Origin of the sequence: Desulfonema magnum (assembly GCF_017377395.1) — a bacterium.
GTDB classification, from domain to species: Bacteria; Desulfobacterota; Desulfobacteria; order Desulfobacterales; family 4be13; genus Desulfonema_C; species Desulfonema_C magnum.
Genome location: NZ_CP061800.1, coordinates 7,346,581 through 7,367,597, shown reverse-complemented (window position 1 = coordinate 7,367,597; position 21,017 = coordinate 7,346,581). Strand labels below are relative to the sequence as shown.

Sequence of the window (21,017 nt, the reverse complement as noted above, 5' to 3'; positions counted from 1 at the left end):
ATCCAATTATCAATTATCCATCAGGCCGTTAAAAAAGTTCTTTAAAAATTCATTTCTCACATTTTCTATATCAAAACCTGATTTGTTATGTAAATACTGCATGACAACACCGTCAAAAGCTCCGAAAAGGCAGAATGCCAATGCTTCGGCATCTGCATCATTTCTGAAAGCCCCCTGAGTTTTACCCTGTCTGATGATTTCAACGGTAATTCTTCTGACTTTTCTCAGACTTTCCTCGAAGTTTTTTATAAAAGTTCCATATTCTCTGTCTCTCAGGTGAAAAAGCCGACTCTCCATATACACGATAAATATTTGTTCAAATTCCGGCGTGATTGTCATGGCTTCGGTAATCAGTGCGGAAAGTTTCTCCACCGGATCGGTGAGACGACTTAAAGAATGAAGCAGATTGCCTTCAAGCTCACAAAGAATCTCTTTTGAAGCCTCATTTAAAATATCCTCTTTTGTTTTAAAATACAGATAAACAGTGCCTTTGGCAATTTTAGCCCTGTCCGCGATTTCCTGAACAGTTGTGTTTTCAAATCCTTTTCTGGCGAAAATGTCAACAGCCGCTTTTGCAATTTCAGAACGTCTCTTTTTTTTATCTACTATTTTGGACATTTACACTTCCTTATCACTGCATTTTTTATGACTGACCGGACAGTCATAAAAAGGTAGCTATGAAATATCTTTTTGTCAATGGGGAAATGTCATCTTGTTCATTTCATCAATTTCAGAAAATCATTTCACCACATAAATACCTGAGCAAAAGTTTTTTATATTTGTCCGGAAAGAAACCCGGCTTTTTTTCCGGAATGATGCGTCTCCGACAAAGGAAAAAGCCGGGTTTCTCCGCCGTTCGCAGAAAAAAGATATATAAAAAATTTTTGCACAGGTACTTATTTTCATGACAAGGGGTGAAAAAACCCGGGTTTTTCATGAACGTTTACCATGTAAATCCATTTGAAAAACCCGGGTTTTTTGTCTGTTTTCACCACATATTTTCATGACCGGAGGTGAAAAAACCCGACTTTTTTATGAATGTTTCTTATAGGAAATCCTTGCATCTGAGGCGGGTGATAATGAAGCCCGGGCTTTCTGTAACTTCGGATAAATATTAATGCGCTCTGACAACAGAAAAAGATAACTTATTTGATTTTATCAAAAATTATCATTTATTGAAAAGACTTGACAACATAAAATTACACATGCTATTAAGTTGACTGAGCGCTCGTTCAGATATACCTGATATTCATTCGCCACCTCTATGGAACTTTAAATTTATGAAGCAACAAACGCCCAAAATAAAAGATATACCCACACAGGTAAAAAATCCCGATCTCGTTGAACGAAGACGGCGTCAGATTGTTGATGCGGCCGTCCAGCTTTTCATCGAAAAGGGATTTCACAAGACCACCACACGCCAGATCGCCAACGCCGCGGGGTTTTCCATTGGTTCCTTATATGAATATGTCGCATCCAAAGAGGACGTTTTATATATGGTTTGCGACGCAATTCACGCCGAGGTTCAGCGGGGGTTGCAGTCTGCCCTTGCCAGAGCGGGCAAAGGCCGAGATGCGTTATCTGAGATGATCCGGGAGTATTTCCTCGTGTGTCACCGAATGTCCGACCATATTCTTCTGATATATCAGGAAACTCAGGCCCTGCCCACTCAATGGCGGGAAAACGTGCTTGAGAGCGAACTGGGGATTAGCGGTGTTTTTGTCAAGGTATTGGCACAAATGGCCACATCCGGTAATATGCCTCATTTGGATGAACATTCCATCGAACTTATCGCTCATAATATTACCGTGTTAGGGCATATGTGGGCGTTCAGACGCTGGTTTCTGGCCCGTCATTACAGTATTGAGGATTATATAAAGCTTCAGACTGACTTTATTCTGGGGATATCCACACGGAGTTCTGAGGATATCCATTCGAATTTATGAAAGTGTCTGAAGTTAATAGAGTTAATAAAGTTAATAAAATTAAAAATTTTTTCATGTTTCGTTGTGAGCGAACCGCTCATGGCCGTTTATATGAAAGTGTCTGAAGTTAATAAAGTTAATAAAGTGACTGAAGTTAAAAGTTCTTTCATGTTTCGTTGTGAGCGGACCGGTCATGGCCGTTTATATGAAAGTATCAGATATTAAATTTTAGAAAAAAATAGGGACATTCGAAGTATCGTAAATTTCGGAAGTCTTTGAATACAAAATATTTTTTAGAGAGAACATCCATTCGGAATGAGCGTTGAAAATTGAAAAATAATTCTCAATTCTCAATTCTCAATTAAAATAAGGAGAGGTGATGGAAACAGAAATTTATAAACCAACACACAATGTCAGAGTTGTTACCGCGACATCTCTGTTTGATGGTCATGACGCGTCCATAAATATTTTTCGCAGGATATTGCAAAGCACAGGTGCTGAAGTGATACATCTGGCGCATAACCGGGCTGTTCAGGAAATTGTGGACACCGCCATACAGGAAGATGTCCAGGGGATAGCTATCTCAAGTTATCAGGGCGGCCATGTGGAATTTTTCAAATACATGGTTGATCTTCTCAGAGAAAAACAAGCGTCGCATATCAAAGTGTTTGGCGGCGGGGGCGGTGTCATCGTACCTGAAGAAATCAGGGAATTGGAAGAGTACGGTGTCACCAAAATCTATTCACCCGAGGATGGCGCAAAATGGGGACTTCAGGGCATTATCAACAACATGGTCATGTCTATGGATTTCTCCACTGTCCAGGATAAAAAATTTGATTTTGACGAACTGACTCCGTCTAACAGCCTTATGGTGGCCAATCTTATCACAGCCATAGAGCAGTCAAAAGCCGGGCAAAACGGTCATCTCGCCAATCTCAGAGCCCAGATCAGGGAAAAAATCGGTGATCGGAAAACACCGGTCATCGGTATTACCGGAACTGGCGGTGCCGGCAAATCATCCCTCACGGATGAACTGATCTTACGCATTCTTCATGATATTAAAGATGTTACCGTGGCCGTTATCAGTTCTGATCCTTCCCGGCGAAAGACCGGCGGCGCGCTTTTGGGTGACAGAATACGCATGAATGCCATTGGCAGTCCCAGAGTTTATATGCGTTCTCTTGCCACCCGCATGTCTCATACGGAAATTCCCAAATCACTGCCTGAAGTGATCGAAGTGGTAAAAGCCGCAGGCTTTGATCTGATTATTGCGGAGACAGCAGGTATCGGACAGGGCGATTCCCACATTACTGACATCGTTGACCTTTCCATGTATGTGATGACCAGTGAGTTCGGGGCCGCGTCTCAGCTTGAGAAGATAGACATGCTGGATTATGCGGATATCGTGGCTGTGAACAAATACGAGAAACGGGGAGGCGAAGACGCGGTAAGGGATGTCCGGAAGCAGGTGCAGCGCAATCAGGACTCATGGCACAAGAGACCCGAAGAAATGCCCGTATTCGGAACCATTGCTTCCAAATTCAATGATGACGGTGTCACAGCCCTGTATCATTCTCTGCTGGAGACCATCGCGGACAAAACCGGTGTAATATTCGAATCTCATTTGCCAAAGCCGGAAACCAAAACCTCCACATCCAAGACCATTATTATTCCGCCGGAGCGCACCCGCTATCTTTCTGAGATTTCTGACACCATAAGGACCTACCATAAAGATACAGAAGAACAGGCTGACGCGGTCCGAAGGGTATGGCATCTGAAAGAAACGGCAAAGGCCATCAGCAAAGATACCCTGGAAGGCGATACATCATCACTCCTTTCACGCCTTAAAGATGAGGTGGCAAAAGCTGAGAAACTCCTGGACAAAGAAACAGCGGAACTGGTTGGCAAATGGGACGAACTCAAAGCTGCTTATAGCAAAGATGAGCTGGTTTACACCGTCCGGGATCGTGAGATCAGGGTTCCCATGTACACCGAATCCCTGTCCCATCAGAAGATACCCAAGATTTCACTTCCAGGATTCAAGGACCCGGGTGAAATTTACAGATGGATGCGCCGGGAAAATCTCCCGGGATATTTCCCATATACAGCGGGGGTGTTTCCGTTAAAGCGGGTGGGCGAAGACCCTACACGCATGTTCGCGGGTGAGGGCGATCCTGCTAAAACAAACAGACGATTCAGACTTCTCTCTGCCAATTATGAGGCAAAACGTCTGTCCACCGCGTTTGATTCGGTCACTTTATATGGTTATGATCCTGAGAGACGTCCGGATATCTATGGGAAGATCGGTAATTCAGGGGTCAGCATATGCACCCTGGATGATGTCAAGGTCCTTTATGGTGGTTTTAACCTGTGCGCGCCCAGCACTTCTGTTTCCATGACCATCAACGGCCCTGCCCCCATCATGCTGGCCATGTTTATGAACACTGCCATTGATCAGCAGGTGGACAATTTTAAAGAGGAAAAAGGGAGGGAACCTTCGGCCGAGGAGTATAAAGACATCCGGGCCATGGTCCTGAGCAATGTTCGCGGCACGGTCCAGGCGGATATTCTCAAAGAGGATCAGGGTCAGAACACCTGTATTTTTTCCATTGAGTTTGCTCTGAAGATGATGGGGGATATTCAGCAATTCTTCATAGATAACAATGTCCGTAATTTCTATTCTGTATCCATTTCAGGCTACCATATTGCGGAAGCCGGCGCGAATCCGATTTCACAGCTCGCACTGACACTTTCCAACGGATTCACTTATGTGGAATATTATCTGTCCCGGGGAATGCCGCTTGACAGTTTCGGCCCCAACTTGTCTTTCTTCTTTTCCAACGGCATGGATCCCGAATATACGGTCATCGGCAGGGTGGCGCGGCGGATATGGGCTGTTGCCATGCGGGAGAAATACGGGGCTTCGCCACGGTCCCAGATGCTGAAATATCATGTCCAGACATCAGGTCGCTCCCTGCACAGCCAGGATATTCAGTTTAATGATATTCGCACGACGCTCCAGGCCCTTTGCGCGATTTATGACAACTGCAACAGCCTTCACACCAACGCGTTTGACGAGGCCATCACCACACCGAGTACGGAATCGGTTCGCCGGGCTTTGGCAATTCAGCTTATCATTAACCGGGAATGGGGACTGGCTAAAAACGAAAATCCGCTCCAGGGCAGTTTTATTGTGGAAGAACTGACGGATCTGGTCGAAGAGGCTGTTCTTTCCGAGTTTGATAAGATTACGGAGCGCGGCGGGGTTCTGGGCGCTATGGAGACAGGGTATCAGCGAAGCAGGATTCAGGAAGAATCCATTTATTATGAGACCTTAAAGCATACCGGGGAATATCCCATTATTGGCGTCAACACGTTCCGGGATCCGCATGCAGATGGTGAGGATTTCAGTGAAGGCCCGTCATGTCTTGAACTGGCAAGAGCCACGGACGAAGAAAAGGAATCCCAGCTGAACCGCCTTGAAGAGTTCCAGAATCGGCATAAGGAAGAAGCGCCGGCCGCGTTGAAACGTCTTCAGGAGGTCGCGCTGTCAGGAGAAAACATATTTGCCGAAATTATGAACACTGCCAGAGTCTGTTCTCTCGGACAGATTACCCAGGCATTGTATGATGTGGGCGGTCAGTACAGGCGGAATATGTAAATAAGTACCTGAGCAAAAGCTTTCGCTATCAGAGACCTCCGAGGTTTTAAAAACCTCGGAGATCTTTATATCCGAAAATTTATGACCAGCTACTTAGGGATTTTCCAATAAATAAAATAGTCGGATCTAGGGTAGGTGAAGCGCAGCGTAACCCACCGTACATTTTCTGGTCATTTGGGTAAAATGACCAGTGGCAACATATAAAAAGTCTCTGATATCAGCAGCTCACTTTTTTTATATCGTTTTTTTCGGATAACTATTCTGTCATCCTTTTTTTCCCATCTTCTCTTTCACTCTCCTTCACAGGTTATCACATCCGCGGGATGTTGAAGACACCGCATTTTCGGGAATATACCCATAACTTCTGATAATTCAATAAACTCAGCACTCCGCAACCTCGATGAGTCCGGGGAACATGACAAATCTTATTTTTTTAAAAATAAGAGATTTTCGAAGATATGCTAAGATTTTATCGGAAAATATTTTTTCCCCCGATCGCGGGGACAGTACCGATCTGCTTAAAATATTTAAACAAAAAAACCCAATTCAAAAAAGGAATGTATTTAGAGACAGTTGTATCTGATCTTAATCTATAAAACAACAATATCAGTGAGATAACATTTCTTACAAATCAGTGCCAGACAAACATAAAATCGTATTCAACTGAGTTGACTAAAGCGGCCAGATGCCTTAAATAAATCAGATGTGTTTTTCAAAAACTTTCAAATAATCCTATAAGGTCAAAAGAAACCGTTTTTTAAAAGCGGTATCTGTCTTCATTAATTTCCAAAAAATAAAGGTAGCTACTCAGATATCTGCGAGTCAGAAGCTAAACGTCAGGAGCCTGAAGCGCTTCGGAAAACCCTCCTATGCATTCCCAGAGGGGGCGGCTTTGGTCTCTCCGGTCGGATTTTTTTCGCGCATTCCGAAAGATTTTCATTGGATTACTCTTTCTGATTTCTGATTTGTACAGTTACAAACAAAAAGGTATTATGCAAAAACTCTGGGAAAAGGCAAAAACTGCGCTTAAAAAAAGTGTCCCTGTCCACACTTATAAAATGTGGATTGAACCCGTGGATTTTAAAAAGAGTGAAGAGGGTAAAATTGTACTTGCCTGTCCCAATTTTTTTTCTAAAAAACGTGTTCAGGATCACTATGGCGCTCTGATAGAGTCTGAAATCAACAAAATTTCAAAAAAGCCCTGCAAACTTTTAATTGAGATTTCAGAAAAAAAAGAAGCTGTTAAGAAAAAAAAGTCAAAAAAATCAGATAAATCAGATAAATCAGATAAACTCGAACCGGACCTTCAGCTCACGCTTCCCACGGCCAACCCCCCTGAATCCCGGGGCCGTCTTTTGCGAAGAGATTTTACATTAGACCGCTTTGTGGTGAGCAACAATAATGATTTTGCTTATTCAGCAGCCCTTTCGCTTGCCTCACGGGAGGACCCGAATCAGAATTCACTGTATTTATTGTCAGACACCGGCATGGGAAAAAGCCATCTTTCCCAAGCCATCGGACATTATATTTTGTCCAAGCGCCCGTTTGACAGGGTTTATTATGCGACTGCCGAAGATTTTATGAATGAAATGGTCCATGCGTTTCGGACCAATTCGGTTGATCAGTTCAAAGAAAAATACAGAAATCACTGTGATGTGCTGCTGTTGGAAGATATTCAGTTTCTGACTGGCAAAGAACGTACCCAGATTGAGCTGGCCCTGGCCCTGGATTATCTGCTGAATGCGGACAAGAAGATTATTTTTACCAGTTGTTATCTGCCCACAGATATTCCGAAAATGAATGAGCAGTTAAAATCACGGATTTCAAGCAGTCTTATTTCCAATATAGACCCCCCGGATTTCAGGACAAGAGTTAAAATATTGCAGAAAAAAGCAAGGGAAAACGGGTATAAAATGCCCAGGGATATCACCGATTATCTGGCGAGCGAGCTTTCGGATAATGTCCGGCAGCTTGAAAGCGGTCTTATCGGGGTGACAGCAAAGTCATCCCTTCTGGGACGCCCTATTGATATCGGCCTTGCAGAAAGCGTGGTAAAAAACATTACAGTGAACAGGCCGCGACCCACTGTTACAATAGACCTCATAAAAGAACTTGTGTGCAGACATTACAATCTTTCCATAGATGAAATCATATCACGTTCCCGGAAGAAGTCCATTGTCTGGCCCAGACAGATGGCGATTTACCTTTCCCGCAAATATACGGAGCAGCCCCTCCAGTTCATCGGTAAAAACTTCAACAGATACCATGCCACGGTCCTTCATTCTGTTGCCGCGGTGGAAAAAGGATTAAAAGGAGATAGCAGTGTGCGGAAGCAGATGGAATATCTCTGCGGAAAATTGGAGGCAGAAAAGCTTTAGCAAAAATTTGCATTGCAGGCATCTGACAGCGGGCTGTCTTTTTCGGTGACAACAAAATATGAAAGCAAAAACAATAGGTTTCACCTCTCCCTCCTCAGTTCTCACTTCCCATTCCCCGGTTCACACTTCCCGCGGTCTCTCACCACTCACATTCCAAAAGCTGAAAAAGATTGTGGGGCCTGCCCATTGTACCGAAAAAAAAGAGGACCGTGTCTGTTATGCTTATGATGCTGCCGCATCTGCATATCTTCCGGACGCGGTGGTGTTTCCGCAAAATGCCAAACAAATATCCGAGATATTAAAACTGGCAAATGAAGAAAGGTTTGCGGTCATTCCGAGGGGGGCGGGGTCCGGGATGACCGGCGGGTCCGTTGCTGTGAGACGCGGCGTGGTTCTTGTGATGACCCGCCTGAACCGGATTCTTAATATTGACAAAAATAATCTGATTGCTTTTGCGGAACCCGGGGTGGTCACGGGCCATTTTCATAAGGCTGTTGAGCAACAAGGGCTTTTTTATCCGCCGGATCCCGCAAGCTCCGAATTTTCAACCCTGGGCGGAAATGTCGCGGAATGCGCGGGGGGGCCTCGTGCGGTGAAATACGGCGTTACCCGGGATTATGTCCTGGGGCTTGAAGCGGTTCTTCCCACCGGAGAGATTATCCGTACCGGGGTGCGGACAGCCAAAGGGGTTGTGGGCTATGATCTGACCCGTATTCTGACCGGGTCCGAAGGAACCCTCGGTGTCATTACCCGGATGACGCTTCGGCTCTTGCCCCTGCCTGAGACGATAAAGACTATCACAGCTTTTTTTGACAAAATAGACGCGGCCGCGGAAACGGTTTCAGAGATCATCAGACATCGTATCATCCCCCGGACCATTGAATTCATGGACAATGCATCCATACGGTGCGCTGAAAATTATCTTAACATTGGTCTGCCGACTGAACCGGAGGCCCTGCTTCTCATCGAAGTGGACGGAACAGAAGCAGAAACAGCGAGTGCTGTAAACGCGTTGGAATTGCTTTGTCTTTCCCTGGGAGCCGCGCGTGTTGAAACAGCAAAAACAAAAGCTGACGCGGCAAATCTGTGGAAAGCGCGCAGGGCTGTTTCTCCTGCTTTGTTTCAGTATGGTCCGCATAAGATCAACGAGGACATTGTTGTCCCCCGGAGCAACATACCGGATATGGTCAGAAAAATCAGCGAACTGAGAGATAAGACCGGCCTTTTTATTGCGAGTTTCGGTCATGCCGGCGACGGAAATATCCATTTCAATATTATGCTTGATAAAAAGAATAAGACAGAACTGGAGAAAGCTGATGCCGCTGTTGATGCGCTGTTTGATTACACCCTTGAACTGGGCGGAACCATTTCCGGCGAACATGGTGTGGGAATCACCAAATCGCCTTATATCTCCAGAGAGATCGGCTCGGCAGAACTGCATCTGATGAAGAAAATCAAGGTGGTGTTTGATCCCGGAGGCATATTAAATCCTGGCAAAATTTTTCCGGAATGAAAAACGGCTGATTATAACGGCTTTGTGAAATTGTCATATCCCGGATGTTCAGGACAGGTCCCCTGAAAACACATCAGTTCGGCCTTTCGGGTCTCAAATTTTTCTGAAGTCTCATCGTTGGAAACTCATTTGTCATTTTAAACAGAGCTGAGAAGCTTCTTGTCGTCTGAATCATGGGGTGTGCAGCTTGTATCACCATCTCCAAGCTCATATCCGTCTTCCGCACAGGAATCGCAATGATAGGACTGACTGTTGAAAAGCTGGATAACACGGAGAAGTTCTGAAAAACTGATTTTATGATCTGCCGGTTTGTAATCTCCGCTATGACAATCGCCAAGATCAGGCATGGCAGCTGCCACACTCAGGCTGGTTGGCTCTCCCCCGGGACTTGTATCTGTTCCCTCCAATCTCACTGTCCACTCACCGGGCATTGGGTTGTCTATCCTGTATATTTCATAAGTTGCGCCTAACATATGATATACATCAGAATTTTGAGAGGCTCTGTCAATGACAGTTCCGTCAGGCTGAATAAGGGATGTTTCAACGTCACTGCCCGGAATAAGCCTTTCAAGCTGAAAGGAAAGAGTTCCTCTTATAATCTCAAATACCCTTTCAATCACCTCATCTTGGAGGATAATCAATTCCTCATCATATAGTTCATCTGCTCCATGAGCGGTCCGGGCAATTTTTCCGTAAAGCCGACCTATCGCATATACCGCTGCGGCTTCTGTGGATACTTTAAAATATCCTCCTCCTGTAACTTCGGCGATCCGTGCCAGCAAATATTCGTCAGCGTTGTTACTAAGACCAATTGTAAATATTTTCCTCCGAAGAACTTACGCTTCTTCGGAGGTACTGTATCGGGATTTTCAGATTGCCCCTTTTTATGAAATTCATGGTGTTACCTCCCGATGCCCGATATGAAGTGAATTCAATCGTCCCTGCGGGACTCGTCATATTGTTCAACTCACCCCCGGCAATAAATTGCCGGGCTATTTTCGGTCGTCCCTGCGGGACTTTGTTCGTACTGTTCAGCTTTCCCGGCAATGAATTGCCGGCCTATTTTCGGTCATCCCTGCGGGACTTGTCATATTGTTTACCTCACCCCCGGCCTATTTTCGGTCATCCCTGCGGGACTCGTCATATTGTTCAACTCACCCCCGGCAATGAATTGCCGGGCTATTTTCGGTCGTCCCTACGGGACTGGAAATCACTGCATCCCCTGTAAAATAAAAAAGCCGGATCACTTCATTCCAGGCAACCCGGCTCGCTCCCGCGAGACCCCTGGCTTTCCGTCCCTGCCTTGAGTGTACATTGAATTATGTTTTGCTCTGAATTATTCTTTAGCACACAAAAAGTTACAGATAGGTTACAGGCTCCAAAAAAATATTTTTTTAAAATTGGCATCCCTTTCAAATCAGAACGGCATCAGGGGGGGCGCGAACCTCTTCGCAGTTCGGGAGAGCAGATCGCTTTTTTTATGTTTGGTTTCTCTTCTGCCAATTTTTTGCTTAAAACTTGTAGTACTCCCTGATCTCAAGCATATCAGAAGGCGTTCTGACCGGATTGACAAGAATCAGGGAAATTTCAAATGCCCCTGCCAGCCACCAGATCAATTTTTTATCCGCTGGTCTGATATTGAATTCAAAGCATTCTTCCTGAGAACGCTCCAAATCGGAAAGATATTCTTTCGCCTTTGCCCTGTCGGTGAAAACACTTATCCCGGGTTCTCCGTTAACGATTTCACTCGCGGGTATCCATCCGCCTGTGATGGTTTCAAATTCAGGCACAGAATACGGCGGCATCATTTTTATAATGAAGATTTCTTTTTGGGGAGGAGTCTTTTTTGTTTTTACAGAATATTGAATTGCAGGCTTCTGAATATCTGTATTCTGAGGTTCGGATCTGAAAGCAACATAAGCAAAAACAACTGAAAGCGACAATCCCAATATGCTGATAAGATAAAAATTATCCATAATAACCTCCTTAAAAATTTTAAAAATAGCAAAAAAATAAATTGTTTTTTCGGTCTTCAGCTCCTGTTATCTGTCCTCAGACCAATGATGAAACTCAGTGGCTTTCCATCCTGAGTTCACGGCGGGTTTGCTTTTATCCGGATGTTAGTAATTAATAATACTAATGATTTTATGATAGTATCCGACCAAATAAGTTCCGAAGGGTGAGATTCGGAAAAACCGGACACATGAGAATCATCCAGGACAGTTTTTCAAACTGTCCGAAAAACAATTTAAAAAATTGTCTTACATCTCGGCAGCCTGTCAGTATTTATTTGGTCATGTAATAAGTAAGTACATAGCCATAAGTTTTCGATAGTTGCCAGAGAAAGAAACCCGGCTTTTTTCCCGGAATGATCCGCCTCCCGTGAGGGAGAAAGCCGGGTTTCTCCGCCGTTCACAGAAAAAAAGATGTAAGTACCTAACCATAAGTTTTCGATATCTTCCCGGGGAAGAAACCCGGCTTTTTTTACCGGAAAGATCCGCGGCCCGTGACGGAAAAAGCCGGGTTTCTCAGCTGTTCGCAGAAAAAAAAGATGTATAAAAAACTTTTGATCGGGTACTTATAAAAAATTTTTGATCGGGCAGTTATCACTCGATAATCAAATTTTTTTCTGTCATTCTGTTCGACAACCCGACAGAACCCGCCGAAGTCTGAACTCACGCCGAAGCCTGCGAAACCAGGAATGACAGGTCCTGCCGGATCGGATCAATAAACCTGATTATCGAGTATCAGCAGATGGAAAATTCATAAACATCCTCGTTCCCGTGGTTTGTGTGGGAATGCCTTCGGGACGCTTCGCGTTCCGGATAGCGAACGAAATCAGGACGCGAAGCGTCCGCGCTGCATTCCCACGCGAAGCGTGGGAACGAGATCGCTAAAATTTTTTCCATCTGCTGAATATTAATTAATAAGTTAAAAATTCCGCAGAATTTATGATTGCTGAGTAACATGCAAAAAGTTACAAATAGGTTACAGAATCAAAAAAAATATTTTTTTCTGATTCTAACTGGACAGTAGAAAGTTCTGACTAGTAAATTGAGTAATTCATAAAAAAATCGGTGGATTTTTTTGTGAAACTACATTATATGATGTGATCATAATAGCAAAATAAATTCAGTTATAAAAGGAGTTTTTATTATGATCAGTATTATTGAATCCGTCATATCGGAATTTCGTCAGTGTTTTTCCCGTGATGCCGCTTTTTCCTGGTTTTCGATTGTTATTTTCGGTCTTATAATCCGATTTGACCATCACGGAATAAGCAGCATAATCCGGTGGCTTATGCCCGATCCGGCATGTTATGACCCGATGCCGCGCTTTTTCCGGGCTTCCTCATGGGACTCGGAAGAACTCCTGAATTATTGGATAAAAACATCCGTCAGCCGGTATCCTCTCATCAAATTCAACGGACGCCCCCTTCTCATAGGAGACGGCATAAAAATAGCGAAGGAATCGTCGAAGACGCCGGGCGTGAAATCGCTGCATCAGGATTCGGAGAACAGCGGCAGGGGCGAATACATAAGCGGACATCACTTCGGATACGCGGGCCTCCTTGTCGGCCGCCCCGAAAAAACCTTCTGTCTTCCGCTTCAGGGACAGATTCACGAGGGAGTCGGTGCGAGACGCCATGACATAAAAATCGGAGGAGAACCGACCATGGTGACCCGGATGGCGAATCTTGTCATCCGGACAGCGGAACAGACGGGATTTCCGTGTTATGTGACTCTTGACGCCTGCTTTTCCACAGGACCCGCTTTTCTGACCTTCGGGGAAGCCGTCAACGACAACGGCGAACAGTCTGTTCATCTTATCACCCGTGCGAAGAACAATTATGTGGGATACCTTGTTCCCGAAGACAGTTTGTTGGGAAAATATGAAGGCTGGCTGAGAACAGCCTCCTCCGACTGTCCCTCGGAGGGCGTTGTGCGGAGTGTCATTCAGGCGGAATTTCTGTCCTCTCTCGGCAAAGTTCCGGCTGACCGAACTTTGCGGATGATCCGGGGAAGAGGTCGTGAAACTTCGTCCGACATTGCCGCATGAGACTATATATATAGGTATAAACATATTGCTGTCCGGTTACGAATTACTCAGTTTACTAGCTAAAACTTTCTACTGTACAGCAATCAGGCGGTTTTCAGAGTAGGCAAACATCGCAGCAAAGGCAGGATTTACAAACACCAGTTTTTCCTCCGCGAGAATGTAAACGCCATCAGCCACATTCTCCGTAAGCAGGCGGTATCGTTCTTCACTCGCTGTCAGCGAAGCCAGGGTTCGCGTGTGTTCATTTATCTTTTGTCTGAGCTGATCATTGGATTTCAGCAGTTCGGCAGTGCGCTCCTCAACCCGCTGTTCCAATTCATCCGCGGCTTTTTGCAGGGCAGCCTCGGCCTGTCTGCGCTCTATTATTTCATTATTCAGCTGCACATTTATCTTTTTCAGTTCTTTATGAGAATCCCTTAAATCCAGATGCGTCTTAACTCTGGCTCTGACTTCGCAAGGATCAAAAGGTTTGGTGATATAATCAACAGCCCCTGCTTCAAAACCCGCGGTCTTATCTTCCATCTCACCCAGGGCAGTGAGGAAAATGACCGGGATATCTTTTTCGGCCGGGTCATTTTTAAGACGGCGACAGACCTCAAAGCCGTCCATTCCGGGCATCAGAATGTCCAAAAGGATAATATCAGGCAAATAAGAACTGACGTGTTCAAGCGCGCTTTCGCCGTCGAGAACAACGGAAAGATCATATTCATCGTCAAGGGTTTCTACGAGTGTATGGAGATGTATTTCAGCGTCATCTACCAGAAGTATTGTGTGTTTCCTGGAATTCATCCTGGATATTCATTCAATATGTTCCGAGGACGATAACACCGTAACTGGCGGATGCAACATCCTGACCCCGAAAATCATTTTCCGAAGTCAGGGCGAAAAAAGATTTTCTCGCTCCGGACCAGGGGCAGGTCAGCATGTGAAAGATGTCCGAGGTTTTAAAAACCTCGGACATCTCATGTAGCGGAGGTCTTATGTCACCCCGAACATGATCCGCGCAATTGGTCAATCCCGCGGAAGTGTTTCTGTTCACTCAGGCGATGTGTTCTGACTCATTAAAAAATATTAAGCAGAGAAATTTGTCACAGCAGGAGTTCATCACATATGCTCCGCCACCGTAACGGTCCTGTCCCCCATCATGTTCACATAACTTCCCATTTCATTATCGTACCAGCCGTAGATCACCGCCTGCGTCACCGGAACCCTTATGGTGCGATTTTTTAAAGACGATATAATATCCTGTTCGATTCCCGGTATTTTCTCCAAATCTATGGTCAGTTCCGCGGTTCGGGTGTGGGTCTCGTGCCCCTCTATGACAGTGGCGGCTCTGGGCAGTCCGATAATATCACAGGAGACATTTTGTTTTTCTGTATAATTAAGATATCCCCTGGGGTCAGTTTCCGCAGCCTGACGGTATATGCCGTTGATCATTTCCCGCTTTGTGAATTCTCCTGATAATTCTTCCTGGAGATTCACAACAAGAATGACCAGGGAGCCTGTTGCGGTGGGAATCCTTACCGACTCCGCAATAAAACCGATATGTTTCATTTCCGGAATAACCAGTGCCAGTGCTTTGGCCGCGCCCGTTGTGGTCAGGATGATGTTATTCATGATGCTTCTGTTTTTTCTCAGATCCCCGGCTCCGGTCTTTGGGAGCCGGTCCAAAACCTGCTGGGAGCCTGTGGCCGCGTGAACCGTTGCCATTGAAGCAGAAAGTATTTTCCGAGGCAGAAAATTGATCAGCGGTTTCATCATGTGAGCAAGGCAGGTGGTGGTACAGGAAGCATTGGAGACGATTTTATGGCATCTGGGATCATAGTCATTATCATTGATACCCATGACCGTTGTCACCCAGTCATCTCCGGGTCCGTTTCCGCTCAGATCTGCCTTCTTGTCTTTAATTTTAAACGGGGCTGAAACCACCACCTTGTCCGCGCCTGCCTCAAGATGACCCCGGACCGAACCTTTGGGATGATCCGGAGGAAGACTGGGATCAAGAAACTGCCCTGTGGTGTCAACAACCAGCTTTACCCCCTGGTCTTTCCATCCGATTTCCCCCGGGTTTCTGGAGGTTCTTAAAAATCGGACAGGCGTACCGTCAATCGTCATTGAACCTTTTTTTTCATCTATATCACGAATTACCGGCTCGGACTTATGGCCGTGCAGATATCCGCGAAGCAAGCCGTAACTCGAATCTCTTTCCACATAATGTGCGATATCCTCAAGAGACGTCCCCACTTCGCGACCCACGTTCACAACAATCTCATCAAAATATTTCCGCCCTACATGATGCCACACTGTCAGTTTGCCGATTCTGCCAAATCCGTTTACGCCTAGCTTTTTCATTTTCCATCTCCTTATCTATTGAATTATCAGCAATTTGGTTACTATTTTAGCGATAGCCGGACTTGATGCTATCGTACCGATTATTATTAGGATCCAACGCCAAGACAATTTAACTCTAAAATCCAAGCACCCATCATTTATGGAAATTACCATACCATACCTGCTTTTGCTTTCAGGGTTCATTTGAGCAGCCATCAAAAACCTCCCTTTTGTTTGTCATTGGTCATTTCCCACTTCCTGCTCTTCACTTCTCACATCTCACATCTCAATTCTTAGTTCTCACTTTCATAAGTCCTTCATAAACAGAGCCTTCCCGACCGTTAATACTGATGTAGTCACCTGTTTTTATAATAATATCGCCCAGGAAACCGGTTTTTTCTTTTTCATTGCACACGAGTTTTCTGCATCCCACGACGCAGGTTTTGCCCAGATTATGCGCCACGACAGCCGCATGGGACGTCAGTCCTCCCCGTGCGGTAAGCAGACCGTCAGCCGCATGAATCTCCCGGATATCATCCGGGACCGTATCTCCCCGGAGAAGAATCAGGGAGGTTTCCGGTTCCAGCACTCTCCATATGCCGATATCCTCCAGCGTGAAAACTGCCCGTCCGCTCATTGCGCCGCCGCTGACGCCCACACCGTTTCCCAACGCCCGCTTCACTGCAATTTCATCAGGATCAAAGGTAAAAACCTTTTTTCTTTCCCGAATGGCCATATCCCTGGTCTGAAGCAGATAGAGGTCTTTTACCGAAGGGCTTTCAAATGTAAACTCCATTTCCTGGGGACTCCAGCCTTTTTTATAAATCAGTTTATTGGCCCATGCTTTGAGCGCTTCGTAAATTTCCGGAAAATGAGATTCAAGGGTGGTATCAGTATCCCTCATTTCAATATCCTGCTGAAAAATTGAAATTGGCAGAGTCGTAACCAGGCCGGCCACCACATCTTCGCCCTGATTTCCGATGGTAAAATCCCCCCATAACCTTAAAACCTCTCCTGACCATCTGGGATTATGGGTAAAAATCACGCCGGTACCGGATTGGCGGGAAAGATTGCCAAAAACCATGGACTGAACTGTAACCGCCGTGCCCCAGTCATCTGATATTCCAATGATCTTGCGATACGTCTTTGCTTTGGAGGATTCCCAGGAATTGAAGACTTTTTTTATGGTGGTGAGCAATTGTTCAAAAGGCTCCTCTGTAATCTCAAGGCCCCAGGCTCTTATCATCTCTTTGTAGGCCATGGCCACTGTTTTCATTTGTTCTCCGGTGAAACCTCTTTTATAAGGAATGCCCAGTTTTTTCTTGAACTCGCTGATAATTGCATCAAAATCATCTCGTTTAAGATCATATGACATCCCATAGCATTGCAGAAACCGGCGGTAATTATCCCAGGCAAACCACGGATTGCCGGTCTGAGCGGCAAGGCCGGCCGTTATCTTTTCATTAATCCCTACATTAAGAAATGTATCCATCATTCCGGGCTGTGATATGGAGGAGCCGCTTCTCACGGAAAAAAGCAGCGGATTTGCCGGATACCCGAATTTCTTGCCTGTAATTTTTTCCAGAAGCGAAATTTGCTTCGCGACCTGTTCTCTGAAATTCCGTTCGGCCGGCCGATAGTTTTCGATCATCTTTCTGAAACGGAACACCTCAGTGGTAATGATAAAACCCGGAGGCACGGGCAGCCCGTAGTTCTGTAATTTAATCAGATTCAGTCCCTTGTTGCCCAGATAAATGATGCCGGTGCTGGCAGCTTCGTGGTCAATCAGCATCATTGCGCTCTGGGGATCGTAGATAAGCAGCTGCTGGAGCTGATCATCGGGAAGTTTGTCTGCCTGCCGGAAAAGGGTGCTGAGGATTCGACTCAGAAATACATCCAGCTGCTGGAGTCCGAGCGAATGTGCGATTTTTTCCCGGGAGAAAATTTCCGACACCCTGTGCCTCATTTTTTCGCTGATGGGCAAAGACTCCTCATCGGCCTCTGACAACTGATTGTCATTCCGGGGAAGATATTTGGGCAATATCTCCTCAGCCGGTATCCGGGAAAGAATTCGGGTCAGATTTTCTTCGTGGATATTGTTAAAATAATCATTGATGATATTTTTGACGGCCCTGGCAAACCCTTTAAAAATATCAAGGTACTGCGTAAAGGTGAAGCCTCTGACCTCAATTGAATGCGCCAGAAAATCAAGCTGGCGTTCAATTTCAACCGTTGAAATGCCATCCAGTTTCAATGCCCTGTTAAATAAGCTCAGGCGGGCGAAAATCTCATGCGATGTTGCTTTGGTAATCAGGGAAAGGTCAATATTTTCATTCAGCTCTTCGAAAAGAACATTCACAAGCGCTTCGATTCGGAACGTGAGACCGAGAGCGTCAAATTTCATTTCATGATAACTGCCGTACATGGAAGGGATGTCCACGGTAAAATGTCGTTTTTTATAAATATCTTCTCTGATTTCATAAGATTGGGGGGACAGAATCAGATTTTTTAACAGTTCAAGATAATTGAGCAGTTTAAGAATTGTTCTTTTAAAACTGACCTTGGGCCGGGCTGCTTCAGCCAGTGCGTCTTTCAGCTTGTTCATCGCGGGAAAGGCTTCGGATCTCGGCAGAGAAAAATAATTTTCCGGTTCGGTGCCTATCTTGGAATAGCTGACAAGGTCATATTTCTGGCACAATAATTTGTATAAAGATACGGCAAGTTCCGCCCTTTCCAAATCCTCATCAGATACGTCTTCAATATCTTTAAACAGATTTTTAAGTTCCTCCTGTTTTATTGTAAGAAACCCCTCGGGCAATCCGGGTATTTTTTCATCAAGGCAGGATAATATCTTGTGAATCCCCTCAGTATAAGGCCCGTTGCTATCAATCTGCTCGTAGATACTTGGCGGCACAAAGGATTCAAGCGGCTTTTTTTCTCCGGAAATCCAGAAATAAAAAACAGCTTCCATAAAGCCGATGATCCGATTGCTGCTTTCAACATGGATCTGTTTTCTCAAAAAATGGATAAGAATATCTTTTCGGTGGCTTATCTCATCAATCTGTGTGGATATGTCCCTTAATTTTCCCTCTGCACCGATATCATTAAAATAAACAGGAAAAAGTTTCGCCAGTTGTTTCACAAGATTATAAACAGGCTTTATATCGCTGTTTAAAAGCCGGGTGACATCCCTGGGAAAAAGATCCGTATCCCTGATAAAGACCCCGCACAACGAAAGATGGATGATCAGGTAGGAAAGAAGGCGGGTCGAGTATTTGGGGTTAAGTTCGATCAGCTGAAGCCATATTTTTATATTCTGAAGATGGGCTGTATTGACTTTTATCTGCCAGTCGTTTCCGACCCCCCTGATCATTGGCGACTGAAACCCCAGGTCAATCACCGAATTAATAAAAAGATTGATAAGGTCGCTTTCATCGGTCTCAGACACCCCTTTTCCCATATTCAGAACACAGTTCAGCGCAGTGGTCGGAAATTCCGCGATTCGCTCCTTTAAAATGGAAAATGTCTTTCGTATAATTTTTTCAATATTCAGATGACGTTCGTGGCTGATGAGCCAGCTCAGTGTTCTGTTGATATCTCTTAATGCTTCTTCGTGTATCATTGAAAGCCCGGAGATACTCATGATATGGAAAAGGAATATCACTTTCCAGCCCTTGCCCTGTCCGTTTCTCCCTCCTGCATCAAGAAGTCTGCCCGGCATGTCCCGATAAACTTCGACAATCTGATTGTAGCCCGGAAATTCCAGGGATTTGGGATTTGGGATTTGATATCTGATATCTGATATCTGAGATTCGAAATTCAAAATTTTCGAATTCCATTTGCTGATTTGTTCGTGGGATATGTTTTTAAAAAATTCATTTAATGTTTTCCGGGCTTCGGGGGTAAGCGGTTTCAAACCGTTCTCTGCTTCTTCTTCGAACCATTGCCAGGGGTCTTCCTGGTTCAGCCAGTAAGCATATGTGTGTTTATAATATTTCACAAGGAGCAAGACAGAGGAGCGAAGGCCGAAGCCTGAAAGCTGAGGATTGCTTACAGCCGTGAAAAGGGCTTTTGTGAGCTTTTTTATTTGGTAGAAACTTTTGACGAACAAGAAAAAATGGCTGTCATCCAGCATTCTTATACGATCAAAAGACTCATCAGTCAGCTGTATGAATTTTTCAATTTCAGTTCCGGCTTCCTTTATGATATGCTCTAAGAAAAGAAGAAGGTTATCCGCGGCATCTGATTTGACATCTGTGTCAGTGTTTGCTTCTTCAATGGCATTGATAAAAATATCAACAAAAAGCCGGGCAGCATCATTCCCTTTGGGATGTTTTCTGAAAAGATGAAGATAATCCAGGGAATATTTTCTGGCTTCTTTTACAATGAATTGCCAGTTTTTATGAGGATGGGAGAGTTCTGCCAGAAAGGTGTTCAGTCCCTCCATAATGCCATAATAGCCGGACATAATATCTTGCAGGACCAGATATTTGGAATCTATGGTAACCTCGACATGGTAACTGGCCAGATTAGCCTCAAGGGCTTTTGATTGTATCAAGTTGGCATCCTTTCCAATAAACCAAACGAATTAAATAACAGCCATGACCTTCCGGTCATAACTTTGCAGGACAGGGTTTGCAACCCCGTTCGAAATATTTTACCAAATCACCGTGTGTGAATGTTTCGGATGTTTTTTTGCGGGACGGGTTTGCAACCGCAACTCAGCAGAATTTTTCCGGTATTCTCTCCGGAGTGCGAAAAATGCTTTTTCGCAATTGCTTTTTCGCAATTGCAAAAATAAAATTTTTGCACTCCGGGTCCGTTCGCAATTGCCTAAGTCAACTCTCCGGAGTGCGAAAAATGCTTTTTCGCAATTGCTTTTTCGCACTTGCAAAAATAAAATTTTTGCACTCCGGATCCGTTCGGAATTGCCTGAGTCAGCAGCATTGCCTGCCCCTCTCCAATACTGTTGATTTAAGGCTGAACAGGTTTTCCGGTGTTCTATCCGGAGTGCGAAAATAAAATTTTCGCAATTGCTTTTTCGCACTTGCAAAAATAAAATTTTTGCACTCCGGGTCCGTTCGGAGCAGCCTGTCAGCAGCATTGCCTGCCCCTCTCCAATACTGTTGATTTAAGGCTGAACAGGTTTT

12 protein-coding genes are annotated in these 21,017 nt (G+C 44.9%); 5 read left to right on the top strand and 7 right to left on the bottom strand.

Features of this window, described 5'->3' with window-relative positions:
* Window positions 1–9: 9 nt before the first annotated feature.
* Complete coding sequence (locus tag dnm_RS28270; RefSeq protein ID WP_207680217.1) at window positions 10–618, bottom strand: TetR/AcrR family transcriptional regulator; 609 nt, start codon at window positions 616–618, stop codon at window positions 10–12.
* A 662-nt stretch (window positions 619–1,280) separates the two neighbouring features.
* Here dnm_RS28270 and dnm_RS28265 point away from each other — a divergent pair.
* From dnm_RS28265 to dnm_RS28250, 4 genes are all read left to right on the top strand, one after another.
* Window positions 1,281–1,946 carry a TetR/AcrR family transcriptional regulator gene (locus tag dnm_RS28265; protein WP_207680216.1) on the top strand — a complete coding sequence of 222 codons (666 nt, stop codon included), beginning with the start codon at window positions 1,281–1,283 and terminating at the stop codon, window positions 1,944–1,946.
* A 358-nt stretch (window positions 1,947–2,304) separates the two neighbouring features.
* Window positions 2,305–5,586, top strand: a complete 3,282-nt coding sequence (icmF, locus tag dnm_RS28260) for a fused isobutyryl-CoA mutase/GTPase IcmF (protein WP_207680215.1) — start codon at window positions 2,305–2,307, stop codon at window positions 5,584–5,586.
* A gap of 992 nt (window positions 5,587–6,578) precedes the next feature.
* Complete coding sequence (gene dnaA, locus dnm_RS28255; RefSeq protein WP_207680214.1) at window positions 6,579–7,964, top strand: chromosomal replication initiator protein DnaA; 1,386 nt, start codon at window positions 6,579–6,581, stop codon at window positions 7,962–7,964.
* Between the two features lie 58 nt (window positions 7,965–8,022).
* On the top strand, window positions 8,023–9,477 hold the full coding sequence (locus dnm_RS28250) for an FAD-binding oxidoreductase (RefSeq protein ID WP_207680213.1): 1,455 nt from the start codon (window positions 8,023–8,025) through the stop codon (window positions 9,475–9,477).
* Between the two features lie 137 nt (window positions 9,478–9,614).
* On the opposite strand, the gene dnm_RS28245 is transcribed toward dnm_RS28250, so the two are convergent.
* From dnm_RS28245 to dnm_RS28235, 3 genes are all read right to left on the bottom strand, one after another.
* Window positions 9,615–10,259 carry a hypothetical protein gene (locus dnm_RS28245; RefSeq protein WP_207680212.1) on the bottom strand — a complete coding sequence of 215 codons (645 nt, stop codon included), beginning with the start codon at window positions 10,257–10,259 and terminating at the stop codon, window positions 9,615–9,617.
* Between the two features lie 729 nt (window positions 10,260–10,988).
* Window positions 10,989–11,453, bottom strand: a complete 465-nt coding sequence (locus dnm_RS28240) for a hypothetical protein (RefSeq protein ID WP_207680211.1) — start codon at window positions 11,451–11,453, stop codon at window positions 10,989–10,991.
* Window positions 11,454–12,224: 771 nt separating this feature from the next.
* Complete coding sequence (locus tag dnm_RS28235; protein ID WP_207680210.1) at window positions 12,225–12,386, bottom strand: hypothetical protein; 162 nt, start codon at window positions 12,384–12,386, stop codon at window positions 12,225–12,227.
* A gap of 247 nt (window positions 12,387–12,633) precedes the next feature.
* Here dnm_RS28235 and dnm_RS28230 point away from each other — a divergent pair, with 247 nt between their 5' ends.
* Window positions 12,634–13,536 carry a hypothetical protein gene (locus dnm_RS28230; RefSeq protein ID WP_207680209.1) on the top strand — a complete coding sequence of 301 codons (903 nt, stop codon included), beginning with the start codon at window positions 12,634–12,636 and terminating at the stop codon, window positions 13,534–13,536.
* A gap of 69 nt (window positions 13,537–13,605) precedes the next feature.
* On the opposite strand, the gene dnm_RS28225 is transcribed toward dnm_RS28230, so the two are convergent.
* The 3 genes from dnm_RS28225 to dnm_RS28215 form a co-directional block, all read right to left on the bottom strand.
* Window positions 13,606–14,325, bottom strand: coding sequence for a response regulator (locus dnm_RS28225; RefSeq protein WP_207680208.1), 720 nt, complete (start codon window positions 14,323–14,325; stop codon window positions 13,606–13,608).
* Between the two features lie 315 nt (window positions 14,326–14,640).
* Complete coding sequence (locus dnm_RS28220) at window positions 14,641–15,888, bottom strand: type I glyceraldehyde-3-phosphate dehydrogenase (RefSeq protein WP_207680207.1); 1,248 nt, start codon at window positions 15,886–15,888, stop codon at window positions 14,641–14,643.
* A 265-nt stretch (window positions 15,889–16,153) separates the two neighbouring features.
* Complete coding sequence (locus dnm_RS28215) at window positions 16,154–20,425, bottom strand: PEP/pyruvate-binding domain-containing protein (protein ID WP_337833590.1); 4,272 nt, start codon at window positions 20,423–20,425, stop codon at window positions 16,154–16,156.
* Window positions 20,426–21,017: the final 592 nt, after the last annotated feature.